Source organism: Novosphingobium sp. 32-60-15 (assembly GCF_002280675.1).
Classification (GTDB): domain Bacteria; phylum Pseudomonadota; class Alphaproteobacteria; order Sphingomonadales; family Sphingomonadaceae; genus Novosphingobium.
This window is the reverse complement of the sequence record NZ_NCEN01000031.1, coordinates 30,364-57,152: the sequence shown is the minus strand read 5'-3', so window position 1 is coordinate 57,152 and position 26,789 is coordinate 30,364. Positions and strand designations below refer to the sequence as shown.

At 61.4% G+C, this 26,789-nt stretch carries 27 protein-coding genes, 1 tRNA gene and 1 pseudogene; 11 read left to right on the top strand and 18 right to left on the bottom strand.

Features of this window, described 5'->3' with window-relative positions:
- A partial coding sequence (locus B7Y89_RS16525; protein ID WP_292939513.1) for a hypothetical protein occupies positions 1-92 on the bottom strand: 92 nt, incomplete at its 3' end.
- Between the two features lie 152 nt (positions 93-244).
- Here B7Y89_RS16525 and ung point away from each other — a divergent pair.
- Positions 245-925: a uracil-DNA glycosylase gene (gene ung, locus B7Y89_RS16520; RefSeq protein WP_292940092.1), complete on the top strand. Its 681-nt coding sequence runs from the start codon at positions 245-247 to the stop codon at positions 923-925.
- Between the two features lie 52 nt (positions 926-977).
- Here the strand turns inward: ung and B7Y89_RS16515 are convergent, their stop codons facing one another.
- The 9 genes from B7Y89_RS16515 to B7Y89_RS16475 form a co-directional block, all read right to left on the bottom strand.
- On the bottom strand, positions 978-1,394 hold the full coding sequence (locus B7Y89_RS16515; RefSeq protein ID WP_292940113.1) for a DUF3035 domain-containing protein: 417 nt from the start codon (positions 1,392-1,394) through the stop codon (positions 978-980).
- Positions 1,394-1,885: a signal peptidase II gene (lspA, locus tag B7Y89_RS16510; RefSeq protein WP_292940110.1), complete on the bottom strand. Its 492-nt coding sequence runs from the start codon at positions 1,883-1,885 to the stop codon at positions 1,394-1,396. The genes B7Y89_RS16515 and lspA overlap by 1 nt, the downstream gene beginning before the upstream one ends.
- Positions 1,886-1,911: 26 nt before the next feature.
- Positions 1,912-5,220 (bottom strand): isoleucine--tRNA ligase, encoded by a 3,309-nt coding sequence (locus tag B7Y89_RS16505; protein WP_292940089.1) that lies wholly within the window; start codon positions 5,218-5,220, stop codon positions 1,912-1,914.
- Positions 5,221-5,566: 346 nt separating this feature from the next.
- The gene (locus tag B7Y89_RS16500) at positions 5,567-6,490 is read right to left on the bottom strand and encodes a bifunctional riboflavin kinase/FAD synthetase (RefSeq protein ID WP_292940086.1); all 924 of its coding nucleotides are present in this window, start codon (positions 6,488-6,490) and stop codon (positions 5,567-5,569) included.
- 109 nt (positions 6,491-6,599) lie between these two features.
- Complete coding sequence (locus B7Y89_RS16495) at positions 6,600-7,112, bottom strand: dihydrofolate reductase (protein ID WP_292940083.1); 513 nt, start codon at positions 7,110-7,112, stop codon at positions 6,600-6,602.
- Complete coding sequence (locus tag B7Y89_RS16490; RefSeq protein ID WP_292940080.1) at positions 7,109-8,167, bottom strand: 5-(carboxyamino)imidazole ribonucleotide synthase; 1,059 nt, start codon at positions 8,165-8,167, stop codon at positions 7,109-7,111. Before B7Y89_RS16490 ends, B7Y89_RS16495 begins: the two co-directional genes overlap by 4 nt.
- Entirely contained in the window at positions 8,164-8,649 is a 486-nt protein-coding gene (purE, locus tag B7Y89_RS16485) for a 5-(carboxyamino)imidazole ribonucleotide mutase (protein ID WP_292940077.1), read from the bottom strand. Before purE ends, B7Y89_RS16490 begins: the two co-directional genes overlap by 4 nt.
- 33 nt (positions 8,650-8,682) lie before the next feature.
- Positions 8,683-9,369, bottom strand: a complete 687-nt coding sequence (gene gpmA / locus B7Y89_RS16480) for a 2,3-diphosphoglycerate-dependent phosphoglycerate mutase (RefSeq protein ID WP_292940074.1) — start codon at positions 9,367-9,369, stop codon at positions 8,683-8,685.
- Between the two features lie 44 nt (positions 9,370-9,413).
- A complete protein-coding gene (locus tag B7Y89_RS16475; protein WP_292940071.1) occupies positions 9,414-9,572 on the bottom strand; it encodes a hypothetical protein in 159 nt (52 codons plus the stop codon).
- 149 nt (positions 9,573-9,721) lie between these two features.
- On the opposite strand from B7Y89_RS16475, the gene B7Y89_RS16470 reads away from it, so the two are divergent.
- Positions 9,722-9,796: transfer RNA gene (locus B7Y89_RS16470), tRNA-Thr, on the top strand.
- A 31-nt stretch (positions 9,797-9,827) separates the two neighbouring features.
- Here the strand turns inward: B7Y89_RS16470 and B7Y89_RS16465 are convergent.
- On the bottom strand, positions 9,828-10,262 hold the full coding sequence (locus B7Y89_RS16465; RefSeq protein ID WP_292940068.1) for a hypothetical protein: 435 nt from the start codon (positions 10,260-10,262) through the stop codon (positions 9,828-9,830).
- Between the two features lie 148 nt (positions 10,263-10,410).
- A complete protein-coding gene (locus tag B7Y89_RS16460; protein ID WP_292940065.1) occupies positions 10,411-10,725 on the bottom strand; it encodes a GNAT family N-acetyltransferase in 315 nt (104 codons plus the stop codon).
- 53 nt (positions 10,726-10,778) lie between these two features.
- Here B7Y89_RS16460 and B7Y89_RS16455 point away from each other — a divergent pair, with 53 nt between their 5' ends.
- Together B7Y89_RS16455 and B7Y89_RS16450 are read left to right on the top strand one after the other, a co-directional pair.
- Entirely contained in the window at positions 10,779-11,795 is a 1,017-nt protein-coding gene (locus B7Y89_RS16455; RefSeq protein ID WP_292940062.1) for a beta-eliminating lyase-related protein, read from the top strand.
- A complete protein-coding gene (locus B7Y89_RS16450) occupies positions 11,792-12,769 on the top strand; it encodes a DMT family transporter (protein WP_292940059.1) in 978 nt (325 codons plus the stop codon). The genes B7Y89_RS16455 and B7Y89_RS16450 overlap by 4 nt, the downstream gene beginning before the upstream one ends.
- Here the strand turns inward: B7Y89_RS16450 and B7Y89_RS16445 are convergent.
- Positions 12,679-13,527, bottom strand: a complete 849-nt coding sequence (locus tag B7Y89_RS16445) for an SDR family NAD(P)-dependent oxidoreductase (protein WP_292940056.1) — start codon at positions 13,525-13,527, stop codon at positions 12,679-12,681. The two genes, B7Y89_RS16450 and B7Y89_RS16445, sit on opposite strands and share 91 nt — an antisense overlap.
- A 55-nt stretch (positions 13,528-13,582) precedes the next feature.
- Here B7Y89_RS16445 and pepN point away from each other — a divergent pair, with 55 nt between their 5' ends.
- From pepN to B7Y89_RS16425, 4 genes are read left to right on the top strand one after another with little or no spacing between them, the layout of a single operon-like run.
- Positions 13,583-16,198 carry an aminopeptidase N gene (gene pepN / locus B7Y89_RS16440; RefSeq protein ID WP_292940053.1) on the top strand — a complete coding sequence of 872 codons (2,616 nt, stop codon included), beginning with the start codon at positions 13,583-13,585 and terminating at the stop codon, positions 16,196-16,198.
- Positions 16,195-16,959, top strand: coding sequence for a peptidoglycan editing factor PgeF (gene pgeF / locus B7Y89_RS16435; protein WP_292940050.1), 765 nt, complete (start codon positions 16,195-16,197; stop codon positions 16,957-16,959). Before pepN ends, pgeF begins: the two co-directional genes overlap by 4 nt.
- Complete coding sequence (locus tag B7Y89_RS16430; protein WP_292940047.1) at positions 16,956-17,585, top strand: glutathione S-transferase; 630 nt, start codon at positions 16,956-16,958, stop codon at positions 17,583-17,585. The genes pgeF and B7Y89_RS16430 overlap by 4 nt, the downstream gene beginning before the upstream one ends.
- A 45-nt stretch (positions 17,586-17,630) precedes the next feature.
- Positions 17,631-18,437, top strand: a complete 807-nt coding sequence (locus B7Y89_RS16425; RefSeq protein ID WP_366416386.1) for a YkgJ family cysteine cluster protein — start codon at positions 17,631-17,633, stop codon at positions 18,435-18,437.
- Positions 18,438-18,852: 415 nt separating this feature from the next.
- On the opposite strand, the gene B7Y89_RS16420 is transcribed toward B7Y89_RS16425, so the two are convergent.
- The 3 genes and pseudogenes from B7Y89_RS16420 to B7Y89_RS18330 form a co-directional block, all read right to left on the bottom strand.
- Positions 18,853-19,851, bottom strand: coding sequence for a GDP-mannose 4,6-dehydratase (locus B7Y89_RS16420; protein WP_292940041.1), 999 nt, complete (start codon positions 19,849-19,851; stop codon positions 18,853-18,855).
- Between the two features lie 45 nt (positions 19,852-19,896).
- On the bottom strand, positions 19,897-20,808 hold the full coding sequence (locus B7Y89_RS16415; RefSeq protein ID WP_366416384.1) for a nucleotide sugar dehydrogenase: 912 nt from the start codon (positions 20,806-20,808) through the stop codon (positions 19,897-19,899).
- A 92-nt stretch (positions 20,809-20,900) separates the two neighbouring features.
- Positions 20,901-21,101, bottom strand: a pseudogene (locus tag B7Y89_RS18330) (nucleotide sugar dehydrogenase); the annotation flags it as partial.
- Positions 21,102-21,325: 224 nt separating this feature from the next.
- Here B7Y89_RS18330 and wecB point away from each other — a divergent pair.
- Together wecB and wecC are read left to right on the top strand one after the other, a co-directional pair.
- Positions 21,326-22,447 (top strand): UDP-N-acetylglucosamine 2-epimerase (non-hydrolyzing), encoded by a 1,122-nt coding sequence (gene wecB, locus B7Y89_RS16410; protein WP_292940038.1) that lies wholly within the window; start codon positions 21,326-21,328, stop codon positions 22,445-22,447.
- Complete coding sequence (wecC, locus tag B7Y89_RS16405; RefSeq protein ID WP_292940107.1) at positions 22,437-23,741, top strand: UDP-N-acetyl-D-mannosamine dehydrogenase; 1,305 nt, start codon at positions 22,437-22,439, stop codon at positions 23,739-23,741. Before wecB ends, wecC begins: the two co-directional genes overlap by 11 nt.
- Here wecC and B7Y89_RS16400 read toward each other — a convergent pair.
- Positions 23,713-25,488: a bifunctional metallophosphatase/5'-nucleotidase gene (locus tag B7Y89_RS16400; RefSeq protein ID WP_292940035.1), complete on the bottom strand. Its 1,776-nt coding sequence runs from the start codon at positions 25,486-25,488 to the stop codon at positions 23,713-23,715. The genes wecC and B7Y89_RS16400 overlap by 29 nt on opposite strands.
- Before the next feature lie 172 nt (positions 25,489-25,660).
- Here B7Y89_RS16400 and B7Y89_RS16395 point away from each other — a divergent pair, with 172 nt between their 5' ends.
- Positions 25,661-26,296, top strand: coding sequence for a TetR/AcrR family transcriptional regulator (locus B7Y89_RS16395; RefSeq protein ID WP_292940032.1), 636 nt, complete (start codon positions 25,661-25,663; stop codon positions 26,294-26,296).
- Here B7Y89_RS16395 and B7Y89_RS16390 read toward each other — a convergent pair.
- On the bottom strand, positions 26,282-26,728 hold the full coding sequence (locus B7Y89_RS16390) for a thermonuclease family protein (protein WP_366416382.1): 447 nt from the start codon (positions 26,726-26,728) through the stop codon (positions 26,282-26,284). The two genes, B7Y89_RS16395 and B7Y89_RS16390, sit on opposite strands and share 15 nt — an antisense overlap.
- Positions 26,729-26,789 lie beyond the last annotated feature (61 nt).

Sequence of the window (26,789 nt, the reverse complement as noted above, 5' to 3'; positions counted from 1 at the left end):
TTGTCGATGCACACCACATCGTGCCCGAAATCAGCAAAGCAGGCACCGGACACGAGCCCAACATACCCCGAACCCACCATCGCAATTTTCATAGATCAACACCACTTATTCAAGACTTCGCTAATCGTACTACGCGCCCGAGCATGATTTCGCACTAGCCGCATCGGGACTAATACCAATGCTGCAATGCAAGACACTGCGCAGCGCACTTGCCGGGCGTACTTTGCAGCCATAAACGGCGATTATGACAATCGTTCCTCCCGCCCCGTGGCAGCAAGTATTGGGTATAGATCACGCAGATCCGATACCGTCTGCATTAGGCGATTTTCTGGAAGCCGAAGAACGCAGCGGCAAAGTGATCTTTCCACCGCGTGACCAATGGCTGGCGGCGCTGGACATGACCCCGCCCGATCAGGTGCGCGTGGTGATATTGGGGCAGGACCCCTATCATGGTCCCGGACAGGCCCACGGCCTTGCTTTTTCGGTGCAGACGGGGGTTAAAGTGCCGCCGAGCCTGGTCAATATTTACAAGGAACTGGAAAGCGACCTTGGCATTGCGCGGCCCAAACACGGCAATCTTGCGCATTGGGCTAAGCAGGGCGTGCTTTTGTTGAACAATGCGCTGACGGTTGAAGCAGGTAAGGCGGGATCACACCAGAAGCGCGGCTGGGAGCAATTTACCGATGCCGTGATTGCCGCCGTGGCGCAGCAAGATGCCCCGTGCGTGTTCATGCTGTGGGGCAGCCATGCGCAGAAGAAAGCCGCGCGCATTGCGGCGCTTCAAACTGGCAAACATCTGGTTTTGCAGGCCCCGCACCCCAGCCCGCTTTCGGCCTATACCGGCTTTTTCGGGTGCCGCCATTTCAGCCAGGCCAATGCGTTTCTGGAAAGCTGCGGGCGCGGCGCAATCGATTGGCGCGTGTGAAACGAAAAAGCCCTGCCGAAGCAGGGCTTTGCCATAGCGCTAGCCGGATGGATTAGCCCGGAATCGCAGCGGATGCAGCTTGACCATCGCCTTCGGGCGCGGCGAGGATATCGCGCACGATCTGTCCCTTGGCCACGGTTTGCGTTTCAGGATCACCCACGGTGGAGCGAATCGAGGTGGCGGCGGTGCCGGCACGGTTCAGCGAATCGGTTTCGATCCCCGAACGCGCCGATGGGCCGCCGAACAGCGCATCAAGCGCTTGGCGTCCGGTATCGGTATCCTGCGGGCGCGGCGAACCGGGGTTTGGCGGGGTGAGCGAAAAGTCAGGCGGAACCACCAGTGGCGCGGCGCGGGTGACGGCCATTTCATCAGGCCGGTCACGATTGAGCAGCGAATTGCCGCCACCACCACAAGCAGACAGCAATGCCGCAGCCGAAACGACGAGGGCAAGGGCGGCAACTTTACGCATCATGCATTCTCCGTGGCGGTATCATCGCCGCTATCATGGGGCTTTTCGCGCGATTTGAACGAGCGGGCAAGCAGTATCAGAACGCCAAACGTGATCGCCACGTCGGCCAGGTTGAATATCTGGAACGGTCGCCATTCACCAAAGTGCAGATCGGCATAGTCGATGACATAGCCAAACGTCAGGCGATCATAGATATTTCCGATAGCTCCGCCCAGCACGAGGCCAAGGCCGAGGATATCGCCGCGCAAGGTTTCGCGCAGCATCCAGATGAACACGCCGGTGGCGATGAGCGCCGTCACCGCAATCAGGCCCCAACGCATTTCCAGCGACGTGGCCGAAAACATCCCGAACGAAACGCCATAGTTCTCGGCATAGCGCAGATCGAACATCGGCAGCAGATCAATCAACCCGCGTTCGCGCAGGGCGAGCGGGCCGACCATCAGCGCCTTCACTGCGCGGTCGATCACGAAAATCGCCAGCGCAAGGGCCATGCCTTCAATCCGCAAACGCTTTACGTTCACGCCTCAACGCCTGCATCGATTTGCGCAACGACGTCCTCGCACCGGCCACACAGCGCGCCGTCTTCCGACACTTCGGGCAACAAGCGCCAGCAGCGGCCGCATTTGTGATCGGAGGAGCGTTCGACAGTCACTTCCCTGCCCTGCCCGCGCGTTACTGTCGCGGTGATGAACAACTCGGCAAGATCGGCTTGCGGTGCGCCTTCTGGTACGGTGACGATGGCCTCAAGCCCTGATCCCAGCACCTTTTCGCGGCGCAACGGCTCGATCGCCTCGTTCACTGTCTGACGCAGGGCGCGCAGTTCGGTCCAATGGGCTTCATCGACCGAAATCGCGGGCACTTGCGGCCATTCGAGCAGATGTACGCTGTCAGCGTCCGGATAGCGCGAGGACCACACTTCTTCCGAAGTGAACACCAGCACCGGCGCGCCATAGCGGACGAGGGCGTGGAACAGCGTATCGAGCACGGTGCGATAGGCGCGGCGCTTCAGGTCGGTTGGCGCATCGCAATAGAGGCTGTCTTTGCGGATATCGAAGAAGAACGCCGAGAGGTCTTCGTTGCAGAACTCGGTCAGCGCGCGGACATAAGTGTTGAAATCGAAGTCATCGACAGCCTGCCGCAACGTGGCATCCAGCTTGCCCAAGAGGCCGAGCATATAACGCTCAAGCTCGGGCATGTCTTCTACCGGCAAGCGCTCGGCCTCGGTGAAGCCTTCGAGCGCGCCGAGCAGGTAGCGATAGGTGTTGCGCAGCTTGCGGTATTGATCCGCGACGCCTTGGAGGATTTCCTTGCCGATGCGGTGGTCTTCGGTGAAATCAACCGAGAGCGCCCAGAGCCGCAGGATATCCGCGCCATAATCGCGCATCAGATCAATCGGGCTGATCGTGTTGCCCAAGGACTTGGACATTTTCATGCCCTTCTGGTCCATGGTGAAGCCGTGGGTCAGCACCGCCTTGTAGGGCGCATGGCCGCGCGTGGCACAAGCTTCAAGCAGCGAGGACTGGAACCAGCCGCGATGCTGGTCTGATCCTTCAAGATACAGGTCAGCGTGCGGGCCGGTGTAGCCTTCAGGCCGCAGCAGATCGGGCCAGCGGCCTGATTCCAGCACGAAAGCGTGAGTGGAGCCGGAATCGAACCACACATCGAGAATGTCGGTAACGCGCTCGTAATCTTCGAGCTTGTAGGCATCGCCCAGATATTCCTGCGCGTGTTCCTCGTCCCACGCATCCACGCCGCCTGCCATGACAGCGGCGACGATGCGCGCGTTCACGTCCGGATCGTTGAGGTATTGGCCGGTCTTGCGATCCACGAACAGCGTGATCGGCACGCCCCATGCGCGCTGGCGCGAAAGCACCCAATCGGGCCGCCCTTCGACCATCGCGCCGATGCGGTTGCGGCCCTTTTCAGGCACCCAGCGTGTTTCGGCGATGGCCTTGATCGCCTTTTCGCGCAGCGTGGCCGTGGCTGTGATGCCGGAAAAGCCGGTGTTGCCTTCGGGCAGCACGTCATCATCCTGAACCAGCGCGTAGCTTACGCCGTCCAACTCGGCAGTCGCCCCTGCCAGCAGCGCACCCTTGATCAACGCGGCCATGCGGAACTTGACGCCCGCCTGGACGCAATAGGCCTCGGCGTGGGCTTCACGCACGACGTGCATTTCATCGCCGACGGGGATCACGATGTAATCAAGGCTGCGGTGATAGCCGATGGTTCCGGCAGGCGCGCCGTCCATGACCAGCCGCCAGCCGACCAGATCGGAATCTTCGGGCGCTGCGGTGATTACCGGCAGCACCGTGCCGCCGGACGCTGCGCCGCCTTTGTCCATCGGCACGAACCATTGCGGCGTGCAGCGATAGATCACCTTGGCCTTTGAACGCCACGAATGCGGGTAGGAGTGCTTGTAATCGGCAGACGCCGCGAGCAGCCCGCCCGCTTCGCGCAAGGCGGTGCAGATCGGGCCATCGGGCGCGTTGAACTTGGGGTTGATGACCGAGCCTTGGCCGCCGAGCCATGCCCAGTCTTCGCGGTACTTGCCATCGCCGAGGACCGCGAACACGGGTTCGATGCCGTTGGCTTTGCACAGCGCGAAGTCGTCCTCGCCGTGATCGGGGGCCATGTGGACAAGGCCGGTGCCGCTGTCGGTGGTGACGAAATCGCCTGCGAGGAGGGGGCGTGGGCGGAGGAAGAATTCGGCGAGTGGTGAGTTTACATCCACAGTCCCGTCGCCCCGGACTTGATCCGGGGCTTGGCTTTCCCCTTCCGGCGCCGCGCTTGAAGAAGAGCCAAGCCCCGTGTCAAGCACGGGGTGACGGAAGAGGTTAGCCATCGGGTGCTGGCAGATAGTTCCGGCGAGGTCGGAGCCTTTGATAACGCCAAGTTCGCTTGTTGGTCCGTCAACTTCCCAGCTACGTTCCTTGGTTGGTTCTTCGTCGAGAATCTCAGCCAGCGATGTGAGTTGACCTGACCGAAGTTGAAAAGCTTGATGTAGCTCCTTGGCAACCAAACAACGCTTGCCATTAGAAGTTACAACGACATAATCAACCTCTGGCCCATAAGCCAAAGCCTGGTTCACCGGGATCGTCCAAGGCGTCGTCGTCCAGATCACCGCATAGGCGCCGACCAGTTCGGCAATCGGCGATTCAACAATTTCGAACGCCACGTCGATCTGCGTCGAGGTGATGTCCTCGTATTCAACCTCGGCTTCGGCCAGCGCGGTCTTTTCGACCGGCGACCACATCACCGGCTTGGCTCCGCGATAAAGCTGGCCGCTTTCGGCAAACTTCAGCAGTTCGCGCACGATGGTGCCCTCGGCCTCAGAGTCCATCGTCAGGTAGGGGTTGTCCCAATCGCCATTGATGCCGAGGCGCTTCAATTGCTCGCGCTGCACATCGACCCACTTCTGGGCATAGGCGCGGCATTCGGCGCGAAATTCCTTTGGCGGAACCTCGTCCTTGTTCTTCTTTTTCTTGCGGTATTCTTCCTCAACCTTCCATTCGATCGGCAGGCCGTGGCAGTCCCAGCCGGGAACGTAAGGCGCATCTTTGCCGAGCAGGTTTTGCGTGCGGCAGACCATGTCTTTCAGGATATGGTTCAGCGCGTGGCCGATGTGCATATCGCCGTTCGCATAGGGCGGGCCATCATGCAGGATGAACTTTTCGCGGCCCTTCCGCGCCTCACGCACCTTGCGGTAAATGTCTTCTGCCTGCCAGCGCGCCAGAATGCCCGGCTCCTTCTGGGGGAGCCCGGCTTTCATCGGGAAATCGGTCTTCGGCAGGAAGACAGTCGGGCGGAAATCGCGAGGTTCGGTCATACAGCGCGCGCGTTAGAACAAATGCGCGGTTTGGGGAAGTGGCGTCACATCCATCCGCGCTTGAAGAAAGGGGTTTCGCGCAGAGGCGCTGAGGAAGCAGACGGCGCAGAGACGCCGAACAATCCGGCGAAGCCGTTTTTGTGAAGCTGGCCGTGGTTCAGATCACCATCCCTGCGGCGCTGCGCGACGGTCTCTGCGGATCTTTGCGTCTCTGCGCGAAACCCTTTGGCGGTCAGTGCAGAGCACGCAAACCGCCTGCGGGTGGAGAGATGGACCCCGGATCAAGTCCGGGGTGACGAAGCGGGGGTAACGGATGCAGACGGGATCATCACTAACCCCTTGTAGCTTATGCCAACAAGCGCCGCGCCTCATCACAGTCCAGTGCGATTTGTGCGACAAGTGCATCAAGGCCGTCGAACTTGGCTTCGGGGCGGAGGAAGTGGTGGAAGGCGACTTCGATTTCCTGCCCGTAAAGATCGCCCGAAAAATCGAAGAAGTGCGGTTCGAGCAATTCTCTGGGTGGATCGAATGTGGGGCGGATGCCGATGTTGGCGGCGCCTTTCAACACGCGGCCATCTGGCAGGCGTCCGGTTACCGCATAGATGCCATAGCGTGGGCGCAGATACGCGCCGATATCGAGGTTGGCGGTGGGGAAGTTGATGGTGCGGCCCACTTTATCGCCGTGCTGCACCGGTCCGCGCATGGCGAAGGGCCGCGTCAAAAGCTGTGTTGCCGTTTCGCAATCACCCGTTTTCAAGGCATGGCGGATGCGGCTGGACGAGACGACCTCGCCACCGAACGCCACCGCGCTGACGGCCTTGGCGCGCAGGCCAAGTCTCGCGCCGTGATCGACCAGCACTTGCGGATTGCCGGTGCGGCCCTTGCCGAAGGTGAAATCGTCACCAGTGACAACGCCCACCGCGCCCAGGTGATCAACCAGACCACCTTTGATCCATTCTTGCGCGGTTAATTCTGCAACTGCGGCACCGAACTGGATAACCAGCATGGCATCCGCGCCTGCGGCGGCGAACAATTCTTCCCGCTGGTCCAGTGTGGTGAGCCGGAACGGCGGTGTATCGGGCGCGAAATAGCGCACAGGATGCGGATCAAACGTGGCGACGATGGCGGGGCGGCCCTCAGCCTTGGCCCAGCGGATGGCCTCGCCCACTACGGCCTGATGACCCCGATGGAACCCGTCAAAATTGCCGAGTGCAACGATCCCGCCGCGAAAATGTGCGGGCACGGGCTCAAGAGTGTGCAGGCGAATCACAGCGCGGCCTCTTTCGCAAGCTGCGCGGCGTGTGTTGTTTTAATTGCGTTACAGTGCATCACGCCGCGTATGTCGTCGCACAGGTCGGCAACGTCAAGCCGGACGCTGGTCATGGCTTTGGTTCATGGCGCACCAGCGTGACAAAGGCATGGGCGGGGCGGTTGTCCTGCGCAGCATGTTCTTCGCGCATGGATTCGCGCCATTCGGGGCCGAGCGGAGGCATCACGGTATCGCCTGCGAAGTCACCTTGGACTTCGGTCAATTCCACCCGCGCCGCCAGCGGCAGGAACAGGCGGTAGATTTCCGCGCCGCCGACGACGGCCACTTCGCCAGAGCCAGCCAGAGCAAGCGCTTCGTCAACGCTGGCGGCAACTTCTGCGCCGTCTGCTGCCCAGCTTGCATCGCGGGTGAGCACAATATGGCGGCGGCCGGGCAGCAATCCGGGCAGGCTTTCGAAGGTTTTGCGGCCCATGATCATGGGCTTGCCGATGGTGAGCGCCTTGAACCGTTTGAGGTCTGCCGGGAGACGCCAGGGCAGCGCATTGTCGCGCCCGATCACGCCGTTGGTGGCGCGGGCATAAATCAGGAACAAGCCCTGACTGACCCGTGACTTGGCCGTCACAGCACCAGCCGGGTGACGTGGCCCATCTTGCGCCCCGGACGGACGGCGGCCTTGCCATACAAGTGCAAGTGATTGGCGCTGTCGGATAAAATGGCGGGCCAATCGTGTGCATCATCGCCGATCAGGTTGTCCATGACAACGCCTTTGGCGGCCAGTTGGGTTGATCCCAAGGGCAGCCCGCAAATGGCGCGAACGTGGTTTTCAAACTGGCTGGTAAGCGCGCCTTCAATGCTCCAGTGGCCCGAATTGTGGACGCGGGGGGCCATTTCATTGAACACCGGGCCTTGCGCCGTGGCGAAGAATTCGAGCGTGAGGACGCCAACGTATTCAAGCGCATCGGCGACTTTTGCTGCCAGTGCGCGGGCTTCGTCCACTTGCCCCAGGATCACTTGGGAGGCGGGCACGGTGGAGCGATCAAGAATGCCGTTCTTGTGGACGTTTTCCGCGCTGTCCCAGAACCGCACTTCGCCCGCAGAGGTGCGCACGAGGATGACCGAGAACTCCGCCGCGAAGGTGACGAAGCCTTCGTAAATCAGCGGGACATCAGCCAGTTCGAGCGCGTCGGCATCGGCGGGGGACATGATGCGCCACTGGCCTTTGCCGTCATAGCCATCGCGGCGGGTCTTGAGGATGCCGGGCGTGCCGATTTTGGCGACGGCGGCTTTCAGGTCACCCAGCGAATCGACCTGTGCCCACGGTGCTGGACGGCCGCCGAGGGCTTCGACAAAGGTCTTCTCGTTCACCCGGTCTTGCGCCACTTCGAGCGCGCGGGCGGGCGGGTGCAGGCGGGCGTGGGGGGCAATTGCGCCCAATGGGCCTGCGGCGACGTTCTCGAACTCGTAAGTGACGACGGCGCACTGTTCGGCAAAGGCCGAGAGCGCGGCTTCATCATCGAACGTGCCCCGGGTGAAGGCGGCGCAGACATCGGCGGCGATGGGATCGGCTTCGGGCGCGTAGACGTGGCAGCGATAGCCGAGGTTGGCTGCGGCCAGCGCGATCATGCGGCCAAGCTGACCGCCGCCCAGAATGCCGATAGTCTCGCCCGGAGCAATCATCCGACGGGCTTTTCCGCAACCGAATCGGTCTGCGCGGTGCGGAAGGCGATCAGGCGTTGCGCCAATGCCTCGTCCGATGTGGCGAGGATCGAGGCGGCCAGAAGCCCAGCGTTGGTGGCGCCCGGAACGCCGATGGCCAGCGTGGCCACAGGGATGCCGCCAGGCATCTGCACGATGGACAGGAGCGAATCCATGCCTTTGAGCGCCTTGGATTCCACCGGCACACCCAGCACCGGCAAGTGCGTCATCGCTGCGACCATGCCCGGCAGATGCGCCGCGCCGCCTGCGCCCGCGATGATTACGCGGAAGCCTTCGAGGTGGGCACCTTTGGCGAAGGCCACCAGCCGGTCCGGCGTGCGGTGCGCCGAAACGATGCGGCAATCGTGCGCGACGCCCAGCTTTTCCAGCACGGCGGCGGCGTTCTTCATCGTTTCCCAGTCAGACTGGCTGCCCATGACGATAGCAACTGTCGGCTTGTGCATTATCCCCGCCCCTTGAAAACGTGCCTCAAGCGATCAACGCTCTGACAGGTAATAGCGTTCGATTTCAGCCAGATTGTCATCCAGTTCATAGATGATCGGCTGGCCGGTCGGGATTTCAAGGCCGGTGATGTCCTCGTCAGAGATGCCTGACAAGTGCTTTACCAGCGCGCGCAGGCTGTTGCCGTGGGCCGAAACGACTACCGTTTCACCGGCCTTCAGGGCAGGCGCGATCTTTTCTTCCCAGCAGGGCAGGACGCGGGCGATGGTGTCTTTCAGGCTTTCGGTAGCAGGCACCGCGATCCCGGCATAGCGCGGGTCGGACGCCAGATCGAATTCGCTGCCAGCCTCAAGCGGTGGCGGCGGAATATCGAAGCTGCGGCGCCAGACTTTCACCTGTTCATCGCCATGCTTGGCTGCAGTTTCGGCCTTGTCGAGGCCCGTCAGCCCGCCGTAGTGGCGTTCGTTCAGGCGCCAGTCCTTGTCTTCTTGCACCCACAGGCGGCCTGCGGCTTCAAGCGCCAGATGCAGCGTCTTGATCGCGCGGCTTTGCAGCGATGTGAACGCCAGCGTTGGCAGCATGCCTTTGTCTTTCAGCAGCTTGCCCGCAGCGAAGGCTTCAGCCGCGCCCTTTTCGGTTACGTCCACATCCCACCAGCCGGTGAAGCGGTTTTCAAGGTTCCACTGCGATTGACCGTGGCGGATCAGGATCAGGCGGGGCATCAAGGCATCCTGTTACTGTGAAAGAATTGAGCAGCGCCCTAGCGTTACCCTGCTGTTTTGGGAAGGCCAGTTTCCTGTGATTCGGCTTCGTTTTGTCCGGGATCACCCAGCGCGCGGGCCTGTGCTTTGCGCCGCTTGAGATTTTCGCGGAGCCGTGCGGCCAGACGTTCTTCGCGGGTTACAGGGGATTTGGTGTCAGTCATTGCAGGCTTTAGTGCCCGTCCTGCCCCTATCGCGCAAGTTCTGCAGAACCCGCTGCTTGACAAAGCATCCCCCCACCGTCATTAGCCCGCCCCTGCCCACCCCGTCCGTTCGCGGATCAACGGGTGCATGGCAGCTTTGGAAATGGTGTGCTGCTGTAGCTCAGTGGTAGAGCGCATCCTTGGTAAGGCTGAGGTCGGGAGTTCAATCCTCCCCAGCAGCACCATTTCCACCCGACAAATTGAAGCGCGCCCTTTTTAACGCACGCATTCCCGCAAACACAGATCCAGCTTTTCACTGCCCAGCGACGTCAACCCTATCCACGTTCTGCGGCGATCGATGGTATCGGGTTGGCGAAAGACCAGCTGGCGATGTTCGAGCAGGGCAATCCACCGGACCAGCGTGGCGTTGGGTATGTGCCCGTCGAGGCCGATTGCCGTAACATTGAGCTTTCGCCCCTCTGCCTCGGCAATGTAAAGTTCCAGCAGAATTTCCCAGCCGGTTTCATGAAATGGCAGGCCTTCGAAATGGGCTTCGCGCAGCAGTTGTGCCTTGAATTGATGCCTGGCTTCTTGCAGCAAATCAGCCTTGGTTGGCTTATGCCGGGGATGGCTTTCGTCACTTTCGTCAGTGGTGACGTTGGCCAGTTCGCTTAACGCGCGCGCCAATGCCAAAAGCTGCTCCCGCACCATGCTCTCTCCGCCGTTTCTGGCTTATCAAACATGAGTAAATACCTGAAAATTTGGCATGACAACATAGCCCGAAGGGGGTGTCTGGCCCAAATCGGACCAGCATTGAAACTGGACCGGTATTGAAACTGACCGCCCCCCGCCGGGACGGTCAGGCGCGCAGATCGGCCCAGTCCGGATTGCGCCGGAACGCGGCTTCAACGTAGCTGCACTGCGGCACGATCTTGTAACCCATCTTGCGCGCATCAGCGATCAGCGCCTCGACCAGCTTCGCCGCGACGCCGCGCCCGCCAATTTCCGGAGGAACCAGCGTGTGATCGGCAGTGAGGATATCGCCCTTCTGGCTGTAGGTCAGGCGGCCGATCACATCGCTGCCTTCGACTTTTGCGTGATATTCCCCGCGCGCACCCTGATCGAATTGCGTGATCGTTACTTCTGCCGCCATTACATCCACCTTTTCTGCCATAGTTCCGGCTCGTTGCTTGACCGGAAACGCCGCGAGCGACAATGCGGTTTCCGATGAAATTCTTTTCTGACAACACCGCCGCTGTCCACCCGCGCATCTGGGAAGCCATGCACGCCGCCGACAGCACCGATTCGGGCTATGATGGTGATGCCCTTTCGCGCCGGATGGACGATGCCTTTTCTAACCTGTTCGGCACGGAATGCGCAGCGCTTTGGGTTGCCACGGGCACGGCGGCAAATTGTCTGGCGCTGGCAGCGATGGTCCCGCCCCACGGCGGAGTGGTGTGCCACCGTGAGGCGCATATCGAGATGGACGAAGGCGGCGCGCCGGGATTTTACACGCATGGCGCCAAGTTGATGCTGGCCGATGGCGAAGGCGCGATGTTGACCCCCGATACCATCCGCGCCGTGATTGATCCGCTGCGCAACGATGTCCATCAGGTGCAGCCGCATGCCATATCGATCACGCAGACGACTGAATATGGCCGGGTCTATACCCCGTCGCAGGTTGCCGAAATCGGATCGCTGGCCCAGGGCCGCGCGCTGGGTCTGCACATGGATGGCGCGCGTTTTGCCAATGCCGTGGCGCATCTTGGCTGCCATCCCGCCGAGATCACGGCGCAAGCTGGCGTCGATGTGCTAAGCTTCGGATTTGTCAAAAACGGCGGCATGAACGCCGAAGCGCTGGTGTTCTTCGACATGGAACTGGCCGATGTCGTGCGGTATCGGCGCAAGCGCGCAGGGCATCTGCAATCCAAGGGGCGCTATCTTGCCGCGCAAGTGCTGGCGATGATCGAGGGCGACTTGTGGCTGGAGAACGCCCGCGCGGCCAATGCCGCTGCGCAAGAACTGGCACAGGCATGCGGCACCCGCGTGTTCCATCCGGTTGAGGCGAACGAGATTTTCGTGATCCTGTCCCCTGCCGAACAGGCCGCCCTGCGTGTACAAGGGTTTGATTTTTATGACTGGACCGCGCCTGCCGGTGCCCCCGGTGCGGCGCGGCTGGTTACTGCATGGAACAGCGATCCGGTGCACGTTTCCGCGCTGGCCCGCGCCATCGCATCTTTATGAGCCATCAAACAGATCAGGAATTGCCGGTGCCTGAATTACCGGTGCCTGAATTACCGGGGCCTGAATTACCGGGACAGGCGCGCTTCTGGCAATGGAGCGTGGCGGGGCCGTTTTTCATCGTAGCGCTGATCTGGGGATCAACCTGGCTGGTGATCAAGGACCAGATCGGCAGCGTTCCGCCCAGTTGGTCGGTCACCTGGCGGTTCACGGTTGCGGCCATCGGCATGGCGACTTTGGCGCTGGTCCGGCGCGAGTCTTTGCGCATTGATGCCACCGGCCTGCGCATTGCGGCGCTGCTGGGGCTGACCCAGTTCGTGATGAACTTCCAGTTCGTCTATCGCGCCGAACAGCATCTGACGTCAGGCATTGTTGCGGTGCTGTTTGCGCTGCTGCTGGTGCCCAATGCGCTGCTGGGCTGGCTGTGGTTGAAACAGCCCGTCACCCGCCGGTTTCTGGCCGGATCGGCTGTGGCGGGGGCGGGCATTGCGCTGCTGCTGCTGCATGAATACCGCATGGCCCCGCCCGAAGGCAAAGTGCTGGTGGGCATTGCGTTGACAGGGGCAGCCCTGTTGAGCGCATCCACCGCCAACGTATTGCAGGCTAGCAGTGCCGCGCGCAAACAGCCGATGATCCCGCTGCTCGCGTGGGGCATGCTGCTGGGCGCGCTGATGGATGGCGCATTTGCGCTTGGCGTCGAAGGGCCGCCCCAATTCGATACGCGGCCCGGGTATATATTCGGCGTGATTTATCTTGGCCTGATCGGATCGGTCGTTACGTTTCCGCTGTATTTCCGGCTTTTGCAAAGGCTTGGCGCAGGGCGTGGGGCCTATAACGGCGTGCTGGTGCCGGTGATCGCCATGATCCTGTCCACCGTGTTCGAAGGCTATCGCTGGTCTGTTCTGGCAGCATCGGGATCGGCCTTGGTGATGATCGGTCTTGTCGTTGCGCTCAACGCGCGCAAACCTTCGCGGTAAGTTGCAAACGCCGGTTTCCAGTTCAGGACGCGCTTGGCCTTGCCATTGGCGACGCGACGGTTTTCGGCGTAAAAAGCCAGTGCCATTGGCGACAAGTTGGCCTCTTCCAGCGATTGCATGGGCGGGGGCGCAACGCCGAGCATACGCGCGGCTTCTTCGATCACAGTGTTCTGGCTGCACGGCAGATCATCGGCGAGGTTGTAGGCGCCCGCCGGCCCTGCAAACGAAGCGATCACGCCGCTGGCGATATCGTCCACATGCACCCGGCTGAACACCTGATCGGGAATGGCAATGCGGTGCGCGCGGCCTTCACCAACGCGGTCAAGCGCGCTGCGACCCGGACCGTAGATTCCCGGCAGCCGGAACACGCGAACCCGCACATCCAGCGCCTGCCACGCCAGATCGGCATCGGCCCGCGCCGTGCGACGTCCGCGGCCTACCGGTGCGCTTTCATCAACCCAGGCCCCGCCTGCATCGCCATAGACGCCGGTGGAGGAAAGGTAGCCAATCCACTTTGCGCCGCTTGCCGCAATATCTGTGCCATAGGTGTCCAGCACCGGATCGCCGCCTTCGCGCGCTGGCGGAACCGATGACAGGACATGGGTTGCGGTGGCCAAGGCCGCGTGCACCGCAGCGCCATCGGCAAAGGCAATGTCGCCCGCGCTTCCGGTGCCCGAGACGTGCCAACCGGCATTGCGCAAACGCCCTGCCAGCACTTGCGCGGTGTAGCCCATTCCGAAAATCAGCATGCTATTCATGCAAAGGACTATAACGGTGATTGCCGCTGGGGCCATCGCTTCTTAAGTTGCAGGCATGAACGATCTGTCCAGCGCTCCATTCGCCCCGCCGCCCGTCATTCACCGCGCGGATTATCGCCCGCCCGAATGGCTGGTGCCAGAAATCGCTCTGGACTTTGTGCTTTCGCTGAACGCCACACGCGTCACTTCCATGCTGAAGGTGCGCAAGAACCCTGCTGGCGCAGGGTCGGCGCAATTGCGGCTGAATGGCGAAGGGCTTGAAGCCAAAGCGGTTTCTGTAGACGGCGTGGCGCACAATGCGTGGAAAATGGACGGCGACGATCTGGTGATCGACCTTTCCGGCGACGCCCATGATGTGGCCATCGAAACCGTGATCGATCCTGTGGCAAACACCCAGCTTTCAGGGCTTTATGCATCAAACGGCTTGTTGTGTACCCAGTGCGAGGCCGAGGGTTTCCGCCGCATCACATTTTTCCCTGACCGGCCTGATGTGCTTTCGGTCTATTCAGTGCGGATGAGCGGGGAAAAGGCCGCGTTTCCGGTGCTTTTGTCCAATGGCAACCCCGTGGCTGCGGGCGATAATGACGACGGTACGCATTGGGCGCAATGGAACGACCCGTGGCCCAAGCCTTCGTATCTGTTCGCGCTGGTGGCAGGGGATCTGGTCGCCCATCGCGATGAATTCACAACGATTTCAGGGCGTAAGGTGAACCTTGCGATCTATGTCCGTGCGGGCGATGAAAGCCGCACGACCCACGCCATGCATTCGCTGATCGCTTCGATGAAGTGGGACGAGGACGTCTATGGCCGCGAATACGATCTGGATGATTTCAACATCGTGGCGGTGAGCGATTTCAACGCCGGCGCGATGGAGAACAAAGGGCTTAACGTCTTCAATACGCGCTATATTCTGGCCGACCCTGAAACCGCGACCGATGGCGATTATGACGCGGTTGAGGGCGTGGTGGCGCATGAATATTTCCACAACTGGTCGGGCAACCGCGTCACCTGCCGCGACTGGTTCCAGTTGAGCCTGAAAGAGGGCTTTACTGTCCTTAGAGATCAACAGTTTAGCGCTGATCGCGGGTCTGCGCCGGTAAAGCGGATCGAAGACGTGCGGATTTTGCGCGCGGCGCAGTTTCCGGAAGATTCAGGGCCGCTGGCGCATCCGATCCGGCCGGATTCCTATCAGGAAATCAGCAACTTCTATACCGCCACGGTCTATAACAAGGGCGCAGAAGTGATCCGCATGATGACCGTGCTGACCGGCATGGAGCGGTTTCTGAAGGGCACGACGCTGTACTTCGACCGCCACGATGGCGAGGCGGCGACGTGCGAAGATTTTGTCAAAGCCATTGAAGATGGAGCAGAAATTGACCTGACGCAGTTCCGCCGCTGGTACGAACAGGCAGGCACCCCGAAAGTGGGGGTCAGCATGGGGTATGAGGGGGGTAAGGTCACCCTCACGCTGTCGCAAACGCTGAATCCCACCCCAGGGCTGCCAGTCAAGCAGCCGATGGTGATCCCGTTGCGCACCGCTCTGTTCGATCGCGCCACGGGCAAGCATGACGGCGAGCATTTGCTGGTGCTGACCGGGCCGGAGGAGACTTTCACGTTCGAGGGCTTTACTGCGCCGCCGGTGCTTTCGATCAACCGTGGTTTTTCGGCTCCGGTGGAAGTGACCGCGCCGGTCAGCGTGGATGATCTGGTGTTTCTGGCCGCGCATGATGATGATCCGTTCGCGCGTTATGAAGCGATGCAGCAATTGATCGTGCGGCATCTGGTGGCGGCCGTTGCGGGCAATCTGCCCGATGCCGAACGTGCTGCCGGACGCGCGGCGATTGGCAATGCGATGGGCGCGATTCTTGATGATGCGGCGCTGGATGATCTGATGCGCGGGGAATTGCTGATCCTGCCGGGCGAGGCTTATCTGGCCGAACAGCTGGACCGCGCCGATCCGACGCGCATCTTTGCCGAGCGTGAGGGATTGAAGCGCTGGCTGGGCGAGACGTTGCAGGACAAGTGGCTGGCCCTGCATGACCGGTGCAGCGCGGTGCCCTATAGTCTTGAGGCTGCGGCGCGGGGTGCGCGCAAGCTGAAGACGCAGGCGCTGGTGTACCTTGCGGCGGCAAATCCGGCAGAGGCAGCGCGGCGGGCCAAGGCGCAATATGATGCCGCCACCAACATGACCGACCGCCAATCGGCGCTGATGGTGCTGTGCAGCCTTGATTGTGCGCAGCGCGAAGCGGCGCTGGCCGATTTCCATGCGCGGTTCGATGGCAACATGCTGGTAATCGACAAGTGGTTTTCGCTTCAGGCCGGATCGTTGAACCCCGATGCGACCGAACACGTCAAGGCATTGGCACAACACCGTGATTTCACCCTGACCAACCCCAACCGCGTGCGCGCGCTGTGGATGGCCTATGCAGTGAATGCGCAGGCCTTCCACAAGTCAGGCGGCGAAGGCTATCGCCTGATCGCCGACCTGATCCTTGCGCTTGATCCGATCAACGGCAACGTGGCAGCGCGGTTCGTGCCGCCGCTGGGCCGCTGGAAAAAGGTGGACGAGGGCCGCGCCGCTTTGATGCGCGCCGAGCTTGAGCGGATTGCGGCTGCACCAAACTTGTCACGCGATGTGCGTGAACAGGTGACGAAGAGCCTGGAAGGGTGAGCGTCGAGGCGCTGACCCATCCGTTGCTGGCAGGCGCAGCGCACGGCTTTCTGGGCCGTCGTGGCGGGGTAAGCACGGGTGAACTGGCGGGGCTGAACGTCAGCTATAGCGAGGATGACCCGGCGCTGACGGCGCAAAACCGTGCCTTGGCGGTGGATGCGGTGCTGGCCGGTGGCACGTTGCAGACGTGCTACCAGATCCATTCAGCCGATGTGGTGACGGTGACGGAAGCCTGGGCCGATGCGGATCGTCCGAAGGCTGATGCGCTGGTGACTGACCGTCCCGGCATTGTGCTGGGCGTATTGACCGCCGATTGCGCGCCGGTGCTTTTCGTTGATGCGACGGCGGGCATTGTCGGTGCTGCCCATGCGGGGTGGAAGGGCGCGTTTACTGGGGTTTGCGAGGCGACGCTGGAGGCGATGGAGGCGTTGGGGGCGACCCGCGCCAACATTGCCGCCGTGGTGGGGCCGTGCATTTCGCAGAAAAGCTATGAGGTGGATGCGGGGTTCGAGGCGCGGTTTCTGGAGCAGGCCGCTGAGAACGAGCGCTTTTTCCGGGCAGGGCGCGAGGGCCACGCGTGGTTTGATCTGGAAGGCTATGTCGCATCGCGGCTGCGCGATGCGGGGGTAAGCAAAGTGGGGATGCTGGGCGAGGACACTTATGCGCAAGAAGCGCGGTTCTATTCGTTCCGCCGTGCCACGCACCGCCATGAGACAGGCTACGGGCGGCAGATCTCGCTGATCGGGCTTGGCGCGGTTTGACCGCCCTGCCCGTCCTCTACAGCTTCCGCCGCTGCCCTTATGCCATGCGGGCGCGGCTGGCGCTGGCGGCAAGCGGAACGGTGTGCGAATTGCGTGAGGTGAAGCTGGCGGCCAAGCCCGCCGCCATGCTTGAGGCTTCGCCCAAAGGGACCGTGCCGGTGCTGGTGCTGGCAGACGGAACGGTGATCGAGCAGAGCCTTGAGGTAATGCACTGGGCATTGGCGCAAAACGATCCCGAAGGCTGGCTGCACCGCAATGATCCGGCGCTGGTGGCGCGCAATGACGGCGCATTCAAGCATGACCTTGACCGCTACAAATATCCCGAACGCCATGGCAGTGATGCCTTGGCTCACCGCGAGAGCGGGCTGGCCTTCTTGCGCGATCTGGAGGCGCGGCTGGCTGCGCAGGGCCAGCTTTGCGGGGCGCAGCGCGGGCTGGCGGATATGGCGGTGATGCCGTTCGTGCGCCAGTTTGCCAGCGTGGACGCCGATTGGTTTGCGAGGCTGGAACTGCCCAATGTGCAACGCTGGCTGGCGGGGCACGTGGAATCGGCGCTGTTTGGCGCGGTGATGGGCAAGTTTGCGCCTTGGCAGGACGGGGATGCGCGGCTTTTGTTTCCGGCGTGACGGAAAGCGGGCGAAATAGTCCGAAACCGGAGTGGTTGGGCTGTCATGCTTCCCTTCCCTCGGCTTAAAGCTGGGACAATGGAGATTGCATTTGACTGTACGCAGTGCGGACGGTGTTGCCACAATTTGCGGCTGACGCTGTCTGTAGCAGAAGCGCGGGTGTGGGCTGCGCGCGGGCATCAGGTGGATTTGCTGGCCGAAGGGTGGCCCTGGCCGGACGCAGAAATCCATCCTGACGATGCTGTGGCGCAGTGGCGATTGGCGACAAGCTTTCCGGTTACCGTTGGCGATGTGCCGTTCCGCGTGAACCTGCGGCTGGTGGCGCGGCATGATGGTGCCTGTCCGCACCTGTTGCCTGATATGCGCTGCGGCAATTATGAGGCGCGGCCAAGGATTTGCGGGATTTATCCGCTGGAAAGCCGCCCGTTTGAAGCGATGGAGCCAGCGCGCAGGTTGTGCCCGCCCGAGGCGTGGGACGCAGGCTTGCCGGTGCTGGAACGCGATGGCGTGCCCGCCGATGCCGGGGCTGCGGCAATTGTCGAGGCGCACCGCGCGGCGATGATTGCCGATGTGGCGGTGAAGGAGCGGCTGGTCCGCGCGATCGGCTGGGCCGAAATGGCGATGGCAGGTGAAGGGTTGGCGGTGCGGGAAATTGCGCCCGATGCTCTGGTTGCGGCGCTGGATGCGGTGGAGCGGGGTTGTGTGGTAGAGGCTTTGCCGTGGAGCATCGTGACCAACCGCGAGACGACGCGCGCGATCCTGGCCGAACTGGAATGTCCGGCGCGGCTGGTTGTGGCAGGGGATGGGTTTCTGGCGGCGTTTGGGGATCATCCTTCGACAGGCTCGGGATGAGAGGGGCTGAATAACAGGCCTGCCTCTGGATAACAGGCCCTCCGCCGGCCCCTCCCGCAAGCGGGAGGGGGGAAGAAGAAGGTGCTTCCTTTGTCCGATCACTTGCGAAAGACGTGCTGGACTTTGCTCGACACAAACGGGCATTTGAATCAGATAAACGTCATCTGGTTCCAGTCACCTGGAACTGCAGTTCGCCACATTTTTCCGTCGCCCCGGGCTTGACCCGGGGTCCCGCTGCTTTTGCGACTTGGCAAAAGAATCAGCCCGATCCCGGGTCAAGCCCGGGATGACGATGATATATTGCGCTTCAGTTCCATTACACCGGTTACAGCGGGGTGGTAACTATGTACCCCACCCCTCCACCATCCTGCGGATGGTCCCCCTCCCCGAGCGAGCTCGGGGAGGAACTTGGTGGTTACAGCCCGTGGAACTCTTTGTACCAGCGGATGAAGTTGGGGACGCCGACTTCGATGCTGGTGGTGGGTTGATAGCCCAGATCGCCTGAAATGGCGTCGATATCGGCAAAGGATTGGCGCACATCGCCCGGTTGCATGGGCAGAAGGTTCATTTCGGCCTTGCGGCCAAGTTCGGTTTCCAGAATGCCGATGACTTTCATCAACGGTTCGGATTTGTGATTGCCGATGTTGTACAGGCGGTGCGGTTTGAGGCTGCCGCCGGCCTTTACCGCGCCATCGTCTGGCGGGGGATTGTCGAGGCACGCGATAACGCCTGCGATGATGTCATCGATGTAGGTGAAATCGCGGTACATATCGCCGTGATTGAACACCTGGATCGGCTCGCCCGCCAGAATGGCCTTGGTGAACAGCCACATCATCATGTCAGGACGGCCCCACGGGCCATAGACGGTGAAGAAACGCAGGCCGGTTTGCGGCAGGCGATAGAGATGGGCGTAAGTTTCGCTCATCAATTCGTCCGCCTTTTTGGTGGCGGCATAGAGCGACATCGGGTGATCGACGCGATCTTCGACAGAGAACGGCAGTTTGGTGTTGCCGCCATAGACCGACGAAGACGAGGCATAGACCATGTGTTCGGCCCCGCGATGGCGCGCAACTTCGAGCAGGTTGAGGTGCCCGACAAGGTTGGACTGCACATAGGCGTGGGGGTTTTCGATGGAATAGCGCACGCCGGCTTGTGCGCCCAGATGGACGATGCGTTCAAACTTCTTGCCTTCAAGCGCGGCGGTGAGGCCTGCGTAATCGGCAAAATCGGTGTGCAGGAATGTGAACTGGCCCTTGCCCTGTTCAACCAGACGGGCAAGCCGCGCCTCTTTTAGCGCAGGGTCATAATAGGCGTTCATCACATCGACGCCGATGACTTCATCGCCACGGGCGAGCAGGCGGGTAATCAGGGAGTAACCGATGAAGCCGGCGGCTCCGGTGACGAGGACGCGCATAGTGATTCCAATATGTTGTGCCGGGAGGGCTTTAAGCGGGTTACGTTAAAGTTTCCAGTCAGCCTGATGCCCGAGTACGCCTTTCAGATCCGCCAGTGTACCGCCGTCTGCAACCAGCGCGGCAATCCGGTCTGCGCCTGCAGCAAGGTAATATTGATGCGGCACGGCCAGGAAAACGAGATCATAGGTCTGTTCGAATGCATCGTCCGACAAGGTTAACCCGTATTCGTGGTGCGCTTCGGCAGCATCGGCGTGGGGATCGTGGACAGTGACCGTGTGGCCCAGCGTTTGCAGTCCCGCAATCACATCGGCGACTTTGGAATTGCGCAGATCGGGCACGTTTTCCTTGAACGTCAGGCCAAGGACAAGGACCGAGCCGGGTTTGTGGCCGCGTTTGGCGTGGAGCTGGCCTGCCACCCATTGCGCCATGCCATCGTTGACGCCGCGCCCGGCAAGGATGACTTGCGGATCATGGCCCAGCGCTTCGGCACGGGCCGACAGGTAATAGGGATCAACCCCGATGCAGTGCCCGCCGACAAGGCCGGGAGTGAAAGGCAGGAAGTTCCATTTGGTGTTGGACGCGGCCAGCACGTCCCACACAGAAAGGTCCATCTTCGAGAAAATCTGCGTTATTTCGTTCATGAAGGCGATGTTGATATCGCGCTGGGCGTTTTCGATGACTTTGGCAGCTTCGGCAGCCTTGATGGAACTGGCGCGGAAAACCCCGCCGGTGGTGATGGCGCCATATAGATCGGCAACGCGATCAAGCACTTCGGGCGTCTGGCCGGAGACGACTTTGGTGATGCGATCGATCGTGTGTTCGCGGTCGCCGGGATTGATGCGTTCGGGGCTGTAACCCAGGAAGAAATCTTCGCCGCATTTGAGGCCTGAAACTTGTTCGAGAATGGGGCCGCAGATGTCTTCGGTGACGCCGGGATAGACTGTGCTTTCAAACACGACCACGGGTTTGCTTCGGCCACGGCATCAGGCAACATCGAACCCACCGTGCGCGATGCCGATTCGACGATGCGCAGATCGGGGTTGTTATCGGCATCGATGGGGGTGGGCACGGTGACGATATAGAAATCGCTGGGCGGGCATACGGCGGCATCGCACGTCAGGCCAAGGCTGGATTTGGCGAGCCGGTCTGCGTCGATTTCGCGCGTGCGGTCATGCCCTTCGGACAATTCACCGATGCGCTTGGTATCAACGTCAAAGCCGGTGACGTAGAACTTTTTGGCCAGCGCCACCGCCAATGGCAGGCCGACGTAGCCAAGGCCGAGCACGGTGACGCGCGTGGTCGATGAAACCAGCGGATCGAGGCTCTTGGGCGTAGCGGCGGCAATCGAAGAAAACTGGACGGTCACGTGAAGGGCGGCCTTTCATGGGTGACGCACATCACGCGTCACAAGCCACGTGCTTAAAGTGAGGCTCTTATTTCACGGTTAACGCTTTGCCGATTATTGGTGCGGGCATGGAAAAGACGATTCTTGTAGTGTTCGGCACGCGCCCGGAAGCGATCAAAATGTTCCCGGTGGTCCACGCCCTTCAGGCAGACCCACGGTGCAAAGTGGTGACGTGCGTTTCGGCGCAGCATCGCGGCATTCTGGATCAGGTGCTGGAAATTGCGGGCATCGTGCCCGATCATGACCTGGATCTGATGCGCCCTGACCAGACGCTGGACGGATTGACGGCCGCGCTGCTGACGGGCCTTGGCAAAGTGATGGACGCAGTGCAGCCCGATTGGGTTGTGGTTCAGGGCGATACGGCCACGGCGATGGCGGGCGCGCTGGCGGCCTATTACCGCAAGCTGCCGGTGGCCCATGTGGAAGCCGGATTGCGCAGCCACAATATCTATCACCCCTGGCCCGAAGAGGTGAACCGCAAGATCATCGGCACGATTGCCAAGCTGCACTTTGCGCCGACCGATGTTTCGGCAAGCGCACTGCTGGCCGAGAATGTCGATCCGGCAGGCGTGCATATTACCGGCAACACGGTGATCGATGCGCTGCAATGGGTGACTGCGAAGATCGAGGCCGAGCCTGCATTGGCGCAAGGACTGGCCGAGATAGAGGCGCGGTTTGCGGGCAAGCGGATCATCGGGGTGACCAGCCACCGCCGCGAGAACTTTGGCGGGGGGCTTGAGAATATTGCCGAGGCGATCCGCCAGATTGCCGCGCGCGATGATGTGGCGCTGATCTTTCCGGTCCATCCCAATCCCAACGTGCGCAAGGTAATGGATGCGGCGCTTGCCGGATTGCCCAACGTGGCAATGATCGAGCCGCTGGATTATCCGCACTTTGCGCGATTGCTGGCGATTGCCGACATCATGCTGACCGATTCGGGCGGGGTGCAGGAAGAAGCGCCTGCGCTGGGCAAGCCGGTGCTGGTGATGCGCGAGACGACCGAACGGCCTGAAGGCGTCACTGCGGGCACGGCAAAGCTGGTGGGCACGGCTGTGCAGACCATCGTTTCCGAAATCTTCACCCTACTCGACGATAAGGCTGCTTATTCAGCTATGGCGCGCGCGCATAACCCGTTCGGGGATGGCCAGACAGCGCGCCGGATTGTGGAGTTGCTGGCGAATGATGGGTGATGTGAAGCCGGACGTCTGTGTTGTCGGCCTTGGCTATATCGGGCTTCCGACTGCTGCGATAATTGCCCGCGCGGGCTGCCGCGTGCTGGGCCTTGATGTGTCGCAACGCGTGGTCGATACGATCAATCGCGGCGAGATCCACATCGAGGAAGTGGACCTTGACGGGCTGGTGCATGGCGTGGTGCAGCGTGGGCTTTTGCGCGCATCGACGCAGATCGAACCGGCGGACGTTTTCGTGATCGCGGTGCCGACGCCGTTTGAAAAGGACGGGCACCACACGCCGGATATTTCGTATGTGCTGGCCGCCGCGACGCAAGTTTCGGCTGTGCTGAAGGCAGGCGATTGCGTTATTCTTGAATCAACATCGCCGGTTGGCACGACCGAGCAGATGCGCGATCTGATGGCGGGATTGCGGCCTGACCTGAAGTTCCCCGGAAAGACCCGCGAAACGCCCGATGTTTCGATTTCCTACTGCCCCGAGCGCGTTTTGCCGGGCCGCATTCTGGAAGAACTGACCAACAACGACCGGTCGATCGGCGGGATTACGCCGCGTTGCGCGCGCAAGGCGCTGGCGTTTTACAAGCGCTTCGTGCGTGGCACGTGCGTGACCACCGATGCGCGGTCAGCCGAAATGACCAAGCTGGTCGAGAACGCCTATCGTGATGTGAACATCGCCTTTGCCAACGAATTGTCGATGGTGGCAGACCGCATGGGGCTGGACGTGTGGGAGGTGATCCGCCTTGCCAACCGCCACCCGCGCGTGAACATCCTGCAACCCGGCCCCGGCGTTGGCGGGCATTGCATCGCCGTGGACCCGTGGTTCATCGTGGCCAGCGCGCCGGATGAAACGCCGCTGATCCGCACCGCGCGCAACGTGAACGATGGCAAGATGCATCACGTTGTAAAGCGCGCCGCCGAACTGGTGGAAGCGCATCCGGGCGAAAAGGTGGCCTGCCTTGGCCTTGCGTTCAAAGCGAACATCGATGATTTCCGCGAAAGCCCCGCGCGCTATGTCGCCGCCAGCCTTGCGCGCCAATTCGGCAGCCGGATCAACGTGGTTGAACCTTATGCCGGTGAACTGCCCAAGGAATTTGAAGGCACCGGCGCGGTGCAGATCGACATCGACACGGCGCTGGAGGAATGCGGCGTGCTGATCGTGCTGGTGGACCACGATGTGTTCAAGGTGGTTCCGCTGGCTGAACGTGCGGGTAAAGCGGTTTATGACACGCGCGGGATCTGGCCGGACCAGCCCGATGTTGCCAGCGTTAGCGCAGGATTGCGGCTGGCGAGCTGATTGGTTGCGCGCCAGCCCGCCGTTCTTGCGGAACCTCGCGCACCGGCGCTGCCTTGATCCAGCTTTCCAGCGCATCGATATCAGTCGGGCCGGTCACGCTTTCAGGCATATTGGCAAAACCGGTAAAGCCATCGCCGCCCAGCGCGAGGAAGCCGTTGACCGTGACGCGGTAGGGCTTGTCCATCGCCAGCGGCTGGCCATCGAACGTGATCGCCACAATCCGGTCACCCGAGGAGCGCGCAAGATCATAAGTGAAGGCAAAGCCCGCCGACGGGGCAAGTGCCTGGATTGGGCCGGTCGCATCAAGGCCCTGCTCCAGCGTGGCCTTGATCTGCGCGCCGGTCATCGTGGCGGTGACGACGTTGTTGCCGAACGGCTGGCACAGATAAATGTCACCAAAGGTCAGGGTGCCGTCCGCACCGGGCACCAGCGGCGCGCGGATACCGAACGGGTTCATGAACGCGATTTGCGCGCCCGCGCTGCGTGATGCGGCCAGTTGCGCATCGGCGATCAGATTGCCGAGCGGTCCGCCTGCGCCACCTTGAGCGCCTTCATTCTTGGGCGCGGGCCGATCAATCTTGCCGATGGGGCGCTGGGTGAAAGCCTTTGATGCATCGACATACCTGGCGACGTATTCGGCCACATCGGCGCGGGGCTGGAATTGGGGATAGAGCGACGTATTGGCCAGCGGTCCGCGCGATGATGTGTAGGGCACAGACTGCACGATCACGTTTTTCGCCGCTTTGGAAATGACGCGGCCCGCGACCGGATCGATCTTCAGCGTAATGTCTGTAACCAGTTCGCCATAGACGCCCGCACTGGTCAGCAGGATCGGCTTGGCGGGGTTTATCGTGGCGTAATCGCAGACGTAGGACCAGTGCGTGTGGCCCGAAACAACCACATCGACGCGCGGATCAAGCCGGTCAAGGATGGGGCGGATGTCGCCGCCGAGGTTTTCGCAGCCGTTGGGATCGGGCACGCCTTGGGTGCGCGCGCCTTCGTGGATCATCACCACGATGGCATCGGCGCCCTGCTCCTTGAGCTTTGGCACTGCGGCGTTGATGGTGTCAGCCTCGTCCGCGAACGTAAGCCCGGCGATCCCGTCGGGCATTACAAGGTTGGGCGTGCCTTTCAGCGTCAGGCCGATCAGGCCCACCGTGACCGCGCCCTTGCCCGCGCCGAATGTGCGCAAGGCCGTGCCGGGGAACAGCGTGGTGCCATCGGCCTTTACCGTACTGGCTGAAAGATAGCGGAACTTTGCGCCGGTGAAGGGTTCCAGCGCGCATGGCTGTTTGGCGGTCAGTTTTTCACAGCCGCCGTTCTGCATGCGCAGAAGTTCGCGTTGGCCACGGTCAAATTCGTGATTGCCCACCGCGTTGAAATCAACCCCGATGCGGTTCATCACGCCGATGGCGGGTTCATCCAGATAGAGCGAGGACGCCAGTTGCGAGGCGCTGATCATGTCGCCTGCCGATACCGTCAGCGCATGGGCATATTTGCCGCGCACCGAATCAATGGCTGAGGCCAGCCATGCCGCGCCGCCTGCGGGGACGGGGACGATGCCGCCCTTGCCATCAGGCGCGTTGACCGATTGGCGCGGCGGTTCAAGGCTGCCGTGGAAATCGTTGATGGCGACAATGCCCACTTCGACAGGTGCTGCGGATTGCCTTTCTGCCATCGGCCCCGCGCAGGCAGCAAGCAGGGCAGGCAGGCCGAGGGTGAGCAGATGACGCGAGCGGAATAGCATGGACAGTGCGGCCTTTTCGTAACAAGTGTAACGTGTTGCAAAGCCGCTTAGCCGATTGGCATTTCAGCTTGAAGGCCTTGGCCCCGTTTCTTTGTTAGTGCCGTGGTGATTGTGCAAAACAGCATGGCCCACTACAATAGCGGCGCATTCAACCGGCAGGAATCCCCGCGTCATGGCATCACTTGGAAGCGATAGGGCCGCAATCCGTGAACGGTTGGTGGATCTGGCACAAACGATTGCCGAAGAACGCGGCGGCGCAGGGCTGACGATGGCTGAACTGGCCGCGCGGGCCAATATGTCGACGGCCAACCTTTCGCGCTATTTTGCAACGCGTGACGAATTGCTTGAGGCGATTGCGGACCAGTGGTTTCAGCCAATGGTGGCGATCATGGAGGAGGTGCTGGCCAGCGACCTGCCGCCCCGGCGCAAGATGTATGAATTTTTTGCCCGCAGGTTTTTGGCCATGCGGGTGAAGTGGCAGGCCGATCCGGTAAAGCTGCAATCGCACATCGAAACCGGCAACGACCACTTCGAACAAGTGCGCAGCTATATCGACCTTGCCGACCATTATCTGGGCGAAATCATTGGCGAGGCGATGAGCGAAGGGGCCTTTGCCGGACTGGGCGTTGATGAGACGATCAGCCTTATCAACCAGATGGTATCACCCTATTGCGCGCTGAACACGATGGTGATGGTGATGGATCGATTGAGCGAGGAGAAGCTGGCGCGCATCATTGATGCCATGTTCGATGGCCTGTCCGCGCAAGATCGTGGCGCGCGCGCGGTTACCGGATTACGCGCTGCCTGAACCGCCACACCAGTTGCCGCGCTTGCCCTGCCAATGTTCGGCAAGGCCTTCGTCGGCCAGCTTTGCACCAAGGCTTTTGCCATTGCGCGTCACCACACGCAGCGCACGGCCATAGCGGTCAACCTCGCGCCCGCGCACTTCCAGCGTGAACGGTCCGGCGTTGAGCAATTGTTCAAGGCGCTGTTTGGCCCGTGCGCCAAGCGCGGCTTCATAAGCGCACGAGGGATTTGCGGTTTCGGGCGTGTTGATATCCGCCATGCGGATTTTGGTGCCCGCGTACCAGAATGTGTCGCCATCAACGACGCAAGTGACACGCTTGGCCGAACCGCAGGGTACAAAGCGCGCCTGTTCGGTATCAGCGGGTTGGGCGCAAGCGGTGGTGGCGGGCGAGAGCAGAAGTGCAGACGCCAGCAGTATAAATTTTCCGGTCATTGCAAAGCAATGCGGCGGGCTGGCTCCCTTTGCGCCCCAGTGTTCGTACGGAGAGGGTTTG

Coding starts and splice junctions, on each gene's coding strand:
- ung (WP_292940092.1), top strand. CDS start 245: ATGACAATCGTTCCTCCCGCCCCGTGGCAGCAAGTATTGGGTATAGAT.
- B7Y89_RS16515 (WP_292940113.1), bottom strand. CDS start 1,394: ATGCGTAAAGTTGCCGCCCTTGCCCTCGTCGTTTCGGCTGCGGCATTG.
- lspA (WP_292940110.1), bottom strand. CDS start 1,885: ATGGCCCTTGCGCTGGCGATTTTCGTGATCGACCGCGCAGTGAAGGCG.
- B7Y89_RS16505 (WP_292940089.1), bottom strand. CDS start 5,220: ATGACCGAACCTCGCGATTTCCGCCCGACTGTCTTCCTGCCGAAGACC.
- B7Y89_RS16490 (WP_292940080.1), bottom strand. CDS start 8,167: ATGATTGCTCCGGGCGAGACTATCGGCATTCTGGGCGGCGGTCAGCTT.
- purE (WP_292940077.1), bottom strand. CDS start 8,649: ATGCACAAGCCGACAGTTGCTATCGTCATGGGCAGCCAGTCTGACTGG.
- gpmA (WP_292940074.1), bottom strand. CDS start 9,369: ATGCCCCGCCTGATCCTGATCCGCCACGGTCAATCGCAGTGGAACCTT.
- B7Y89_RS16475 (WP_292940071.1), bottom strand. CDS start 9,572: ATGACTGACACCAAATCCCCTGTAACCCGCGAAGAACGTCTGGCCGCA.
- B7Y89_RS16465 (WP_292940068.1), bottom strand. CDS start 10,262: ATGGTGCGGGAGCAGCTTTTGGCATTGGCGCGCGCGTTAAGCGAACTG.
- B7Y89_RS16460 (WP_292940065.1), bottom strand. CDS start 10,725: ATGGCAGAAAAGGTGGATGTAATGGCGGCAGAAGTAACGATCACGCAA.
- B7Y89_RS16455 (WP_292940062.1), top strand. CDS start 10,779: ATGAAATTCTTTTCTGACAACACCGCCGCTGTCCACCCGCGCATCTGG.
- B7Y89_RS16450 (WP_292940059.1), top strand. CDS start 11,792: ATGAGCCATCAAACAGATCAGGAATTGCCGGTGCCTGAATTACCGGTG.
- B7Y89_RS16445 (WP_292940056.1), bottom strand. CDS start 13,527: ATGAATAGCATGCTGATTTTCGGAATGGGCTACACCGCGCAAGTGCTG.
- pepN (WP_292940053.1), top strand. CDS start 13,583: ATGAACGATCTGTCCAGCGCTCCATTCGCCCCGCCGCCCGTCATTCAC.
- B7Y89_RS16425 (WP_366416386.1), top strand. CDS start 17,631: ATGCTTCCCTTCCCTCGGCTTAAAGCTGGGACAATGGAGATTGCATTT.
- B7Y89_RS16420 (WP_292940041.1), bottom strand. CDS start 19,851: ATGCGCGTCCTCGTCACCGGAGCCGCCGGCTTCATCGGTTACTCCCTG.
- wecB (WP_292940038.1), top strand. CDS start 21,326: ATGGAAAAGACGATTCTTGTAGTGTTCGGCACGCGCCCGGAAGCGATC.
- wecC (WP_292940107.1), top strand. CDS start 22,437: ATGATGGGTGATGTGAAGCCGGACGTCTGTGTTGTCGGCCTTGGCTAT.
- B7Y89_RS16400 (WP_292940035.1), bottom strand. CDS start 25,488: ATGCTATTCCGCTCGCGTCATCTGCTCACCCTCGGCCTGCCTGCCCTG.
- B7Y89_RS16395 (WP_292940032.1), top strand. CDS start 25,661: ATGGCATCACTTGGAAGCGATAGGGCCGCAATCCGTGAACGGTTGGTG.
- B7Y89_RS16390 (WP_366416382.1), bottom strand. CDS start 26,728: ATGACCGGAAAATTTATACTGCTGGCGTCTGCACTTCTGCTCTCGCCC.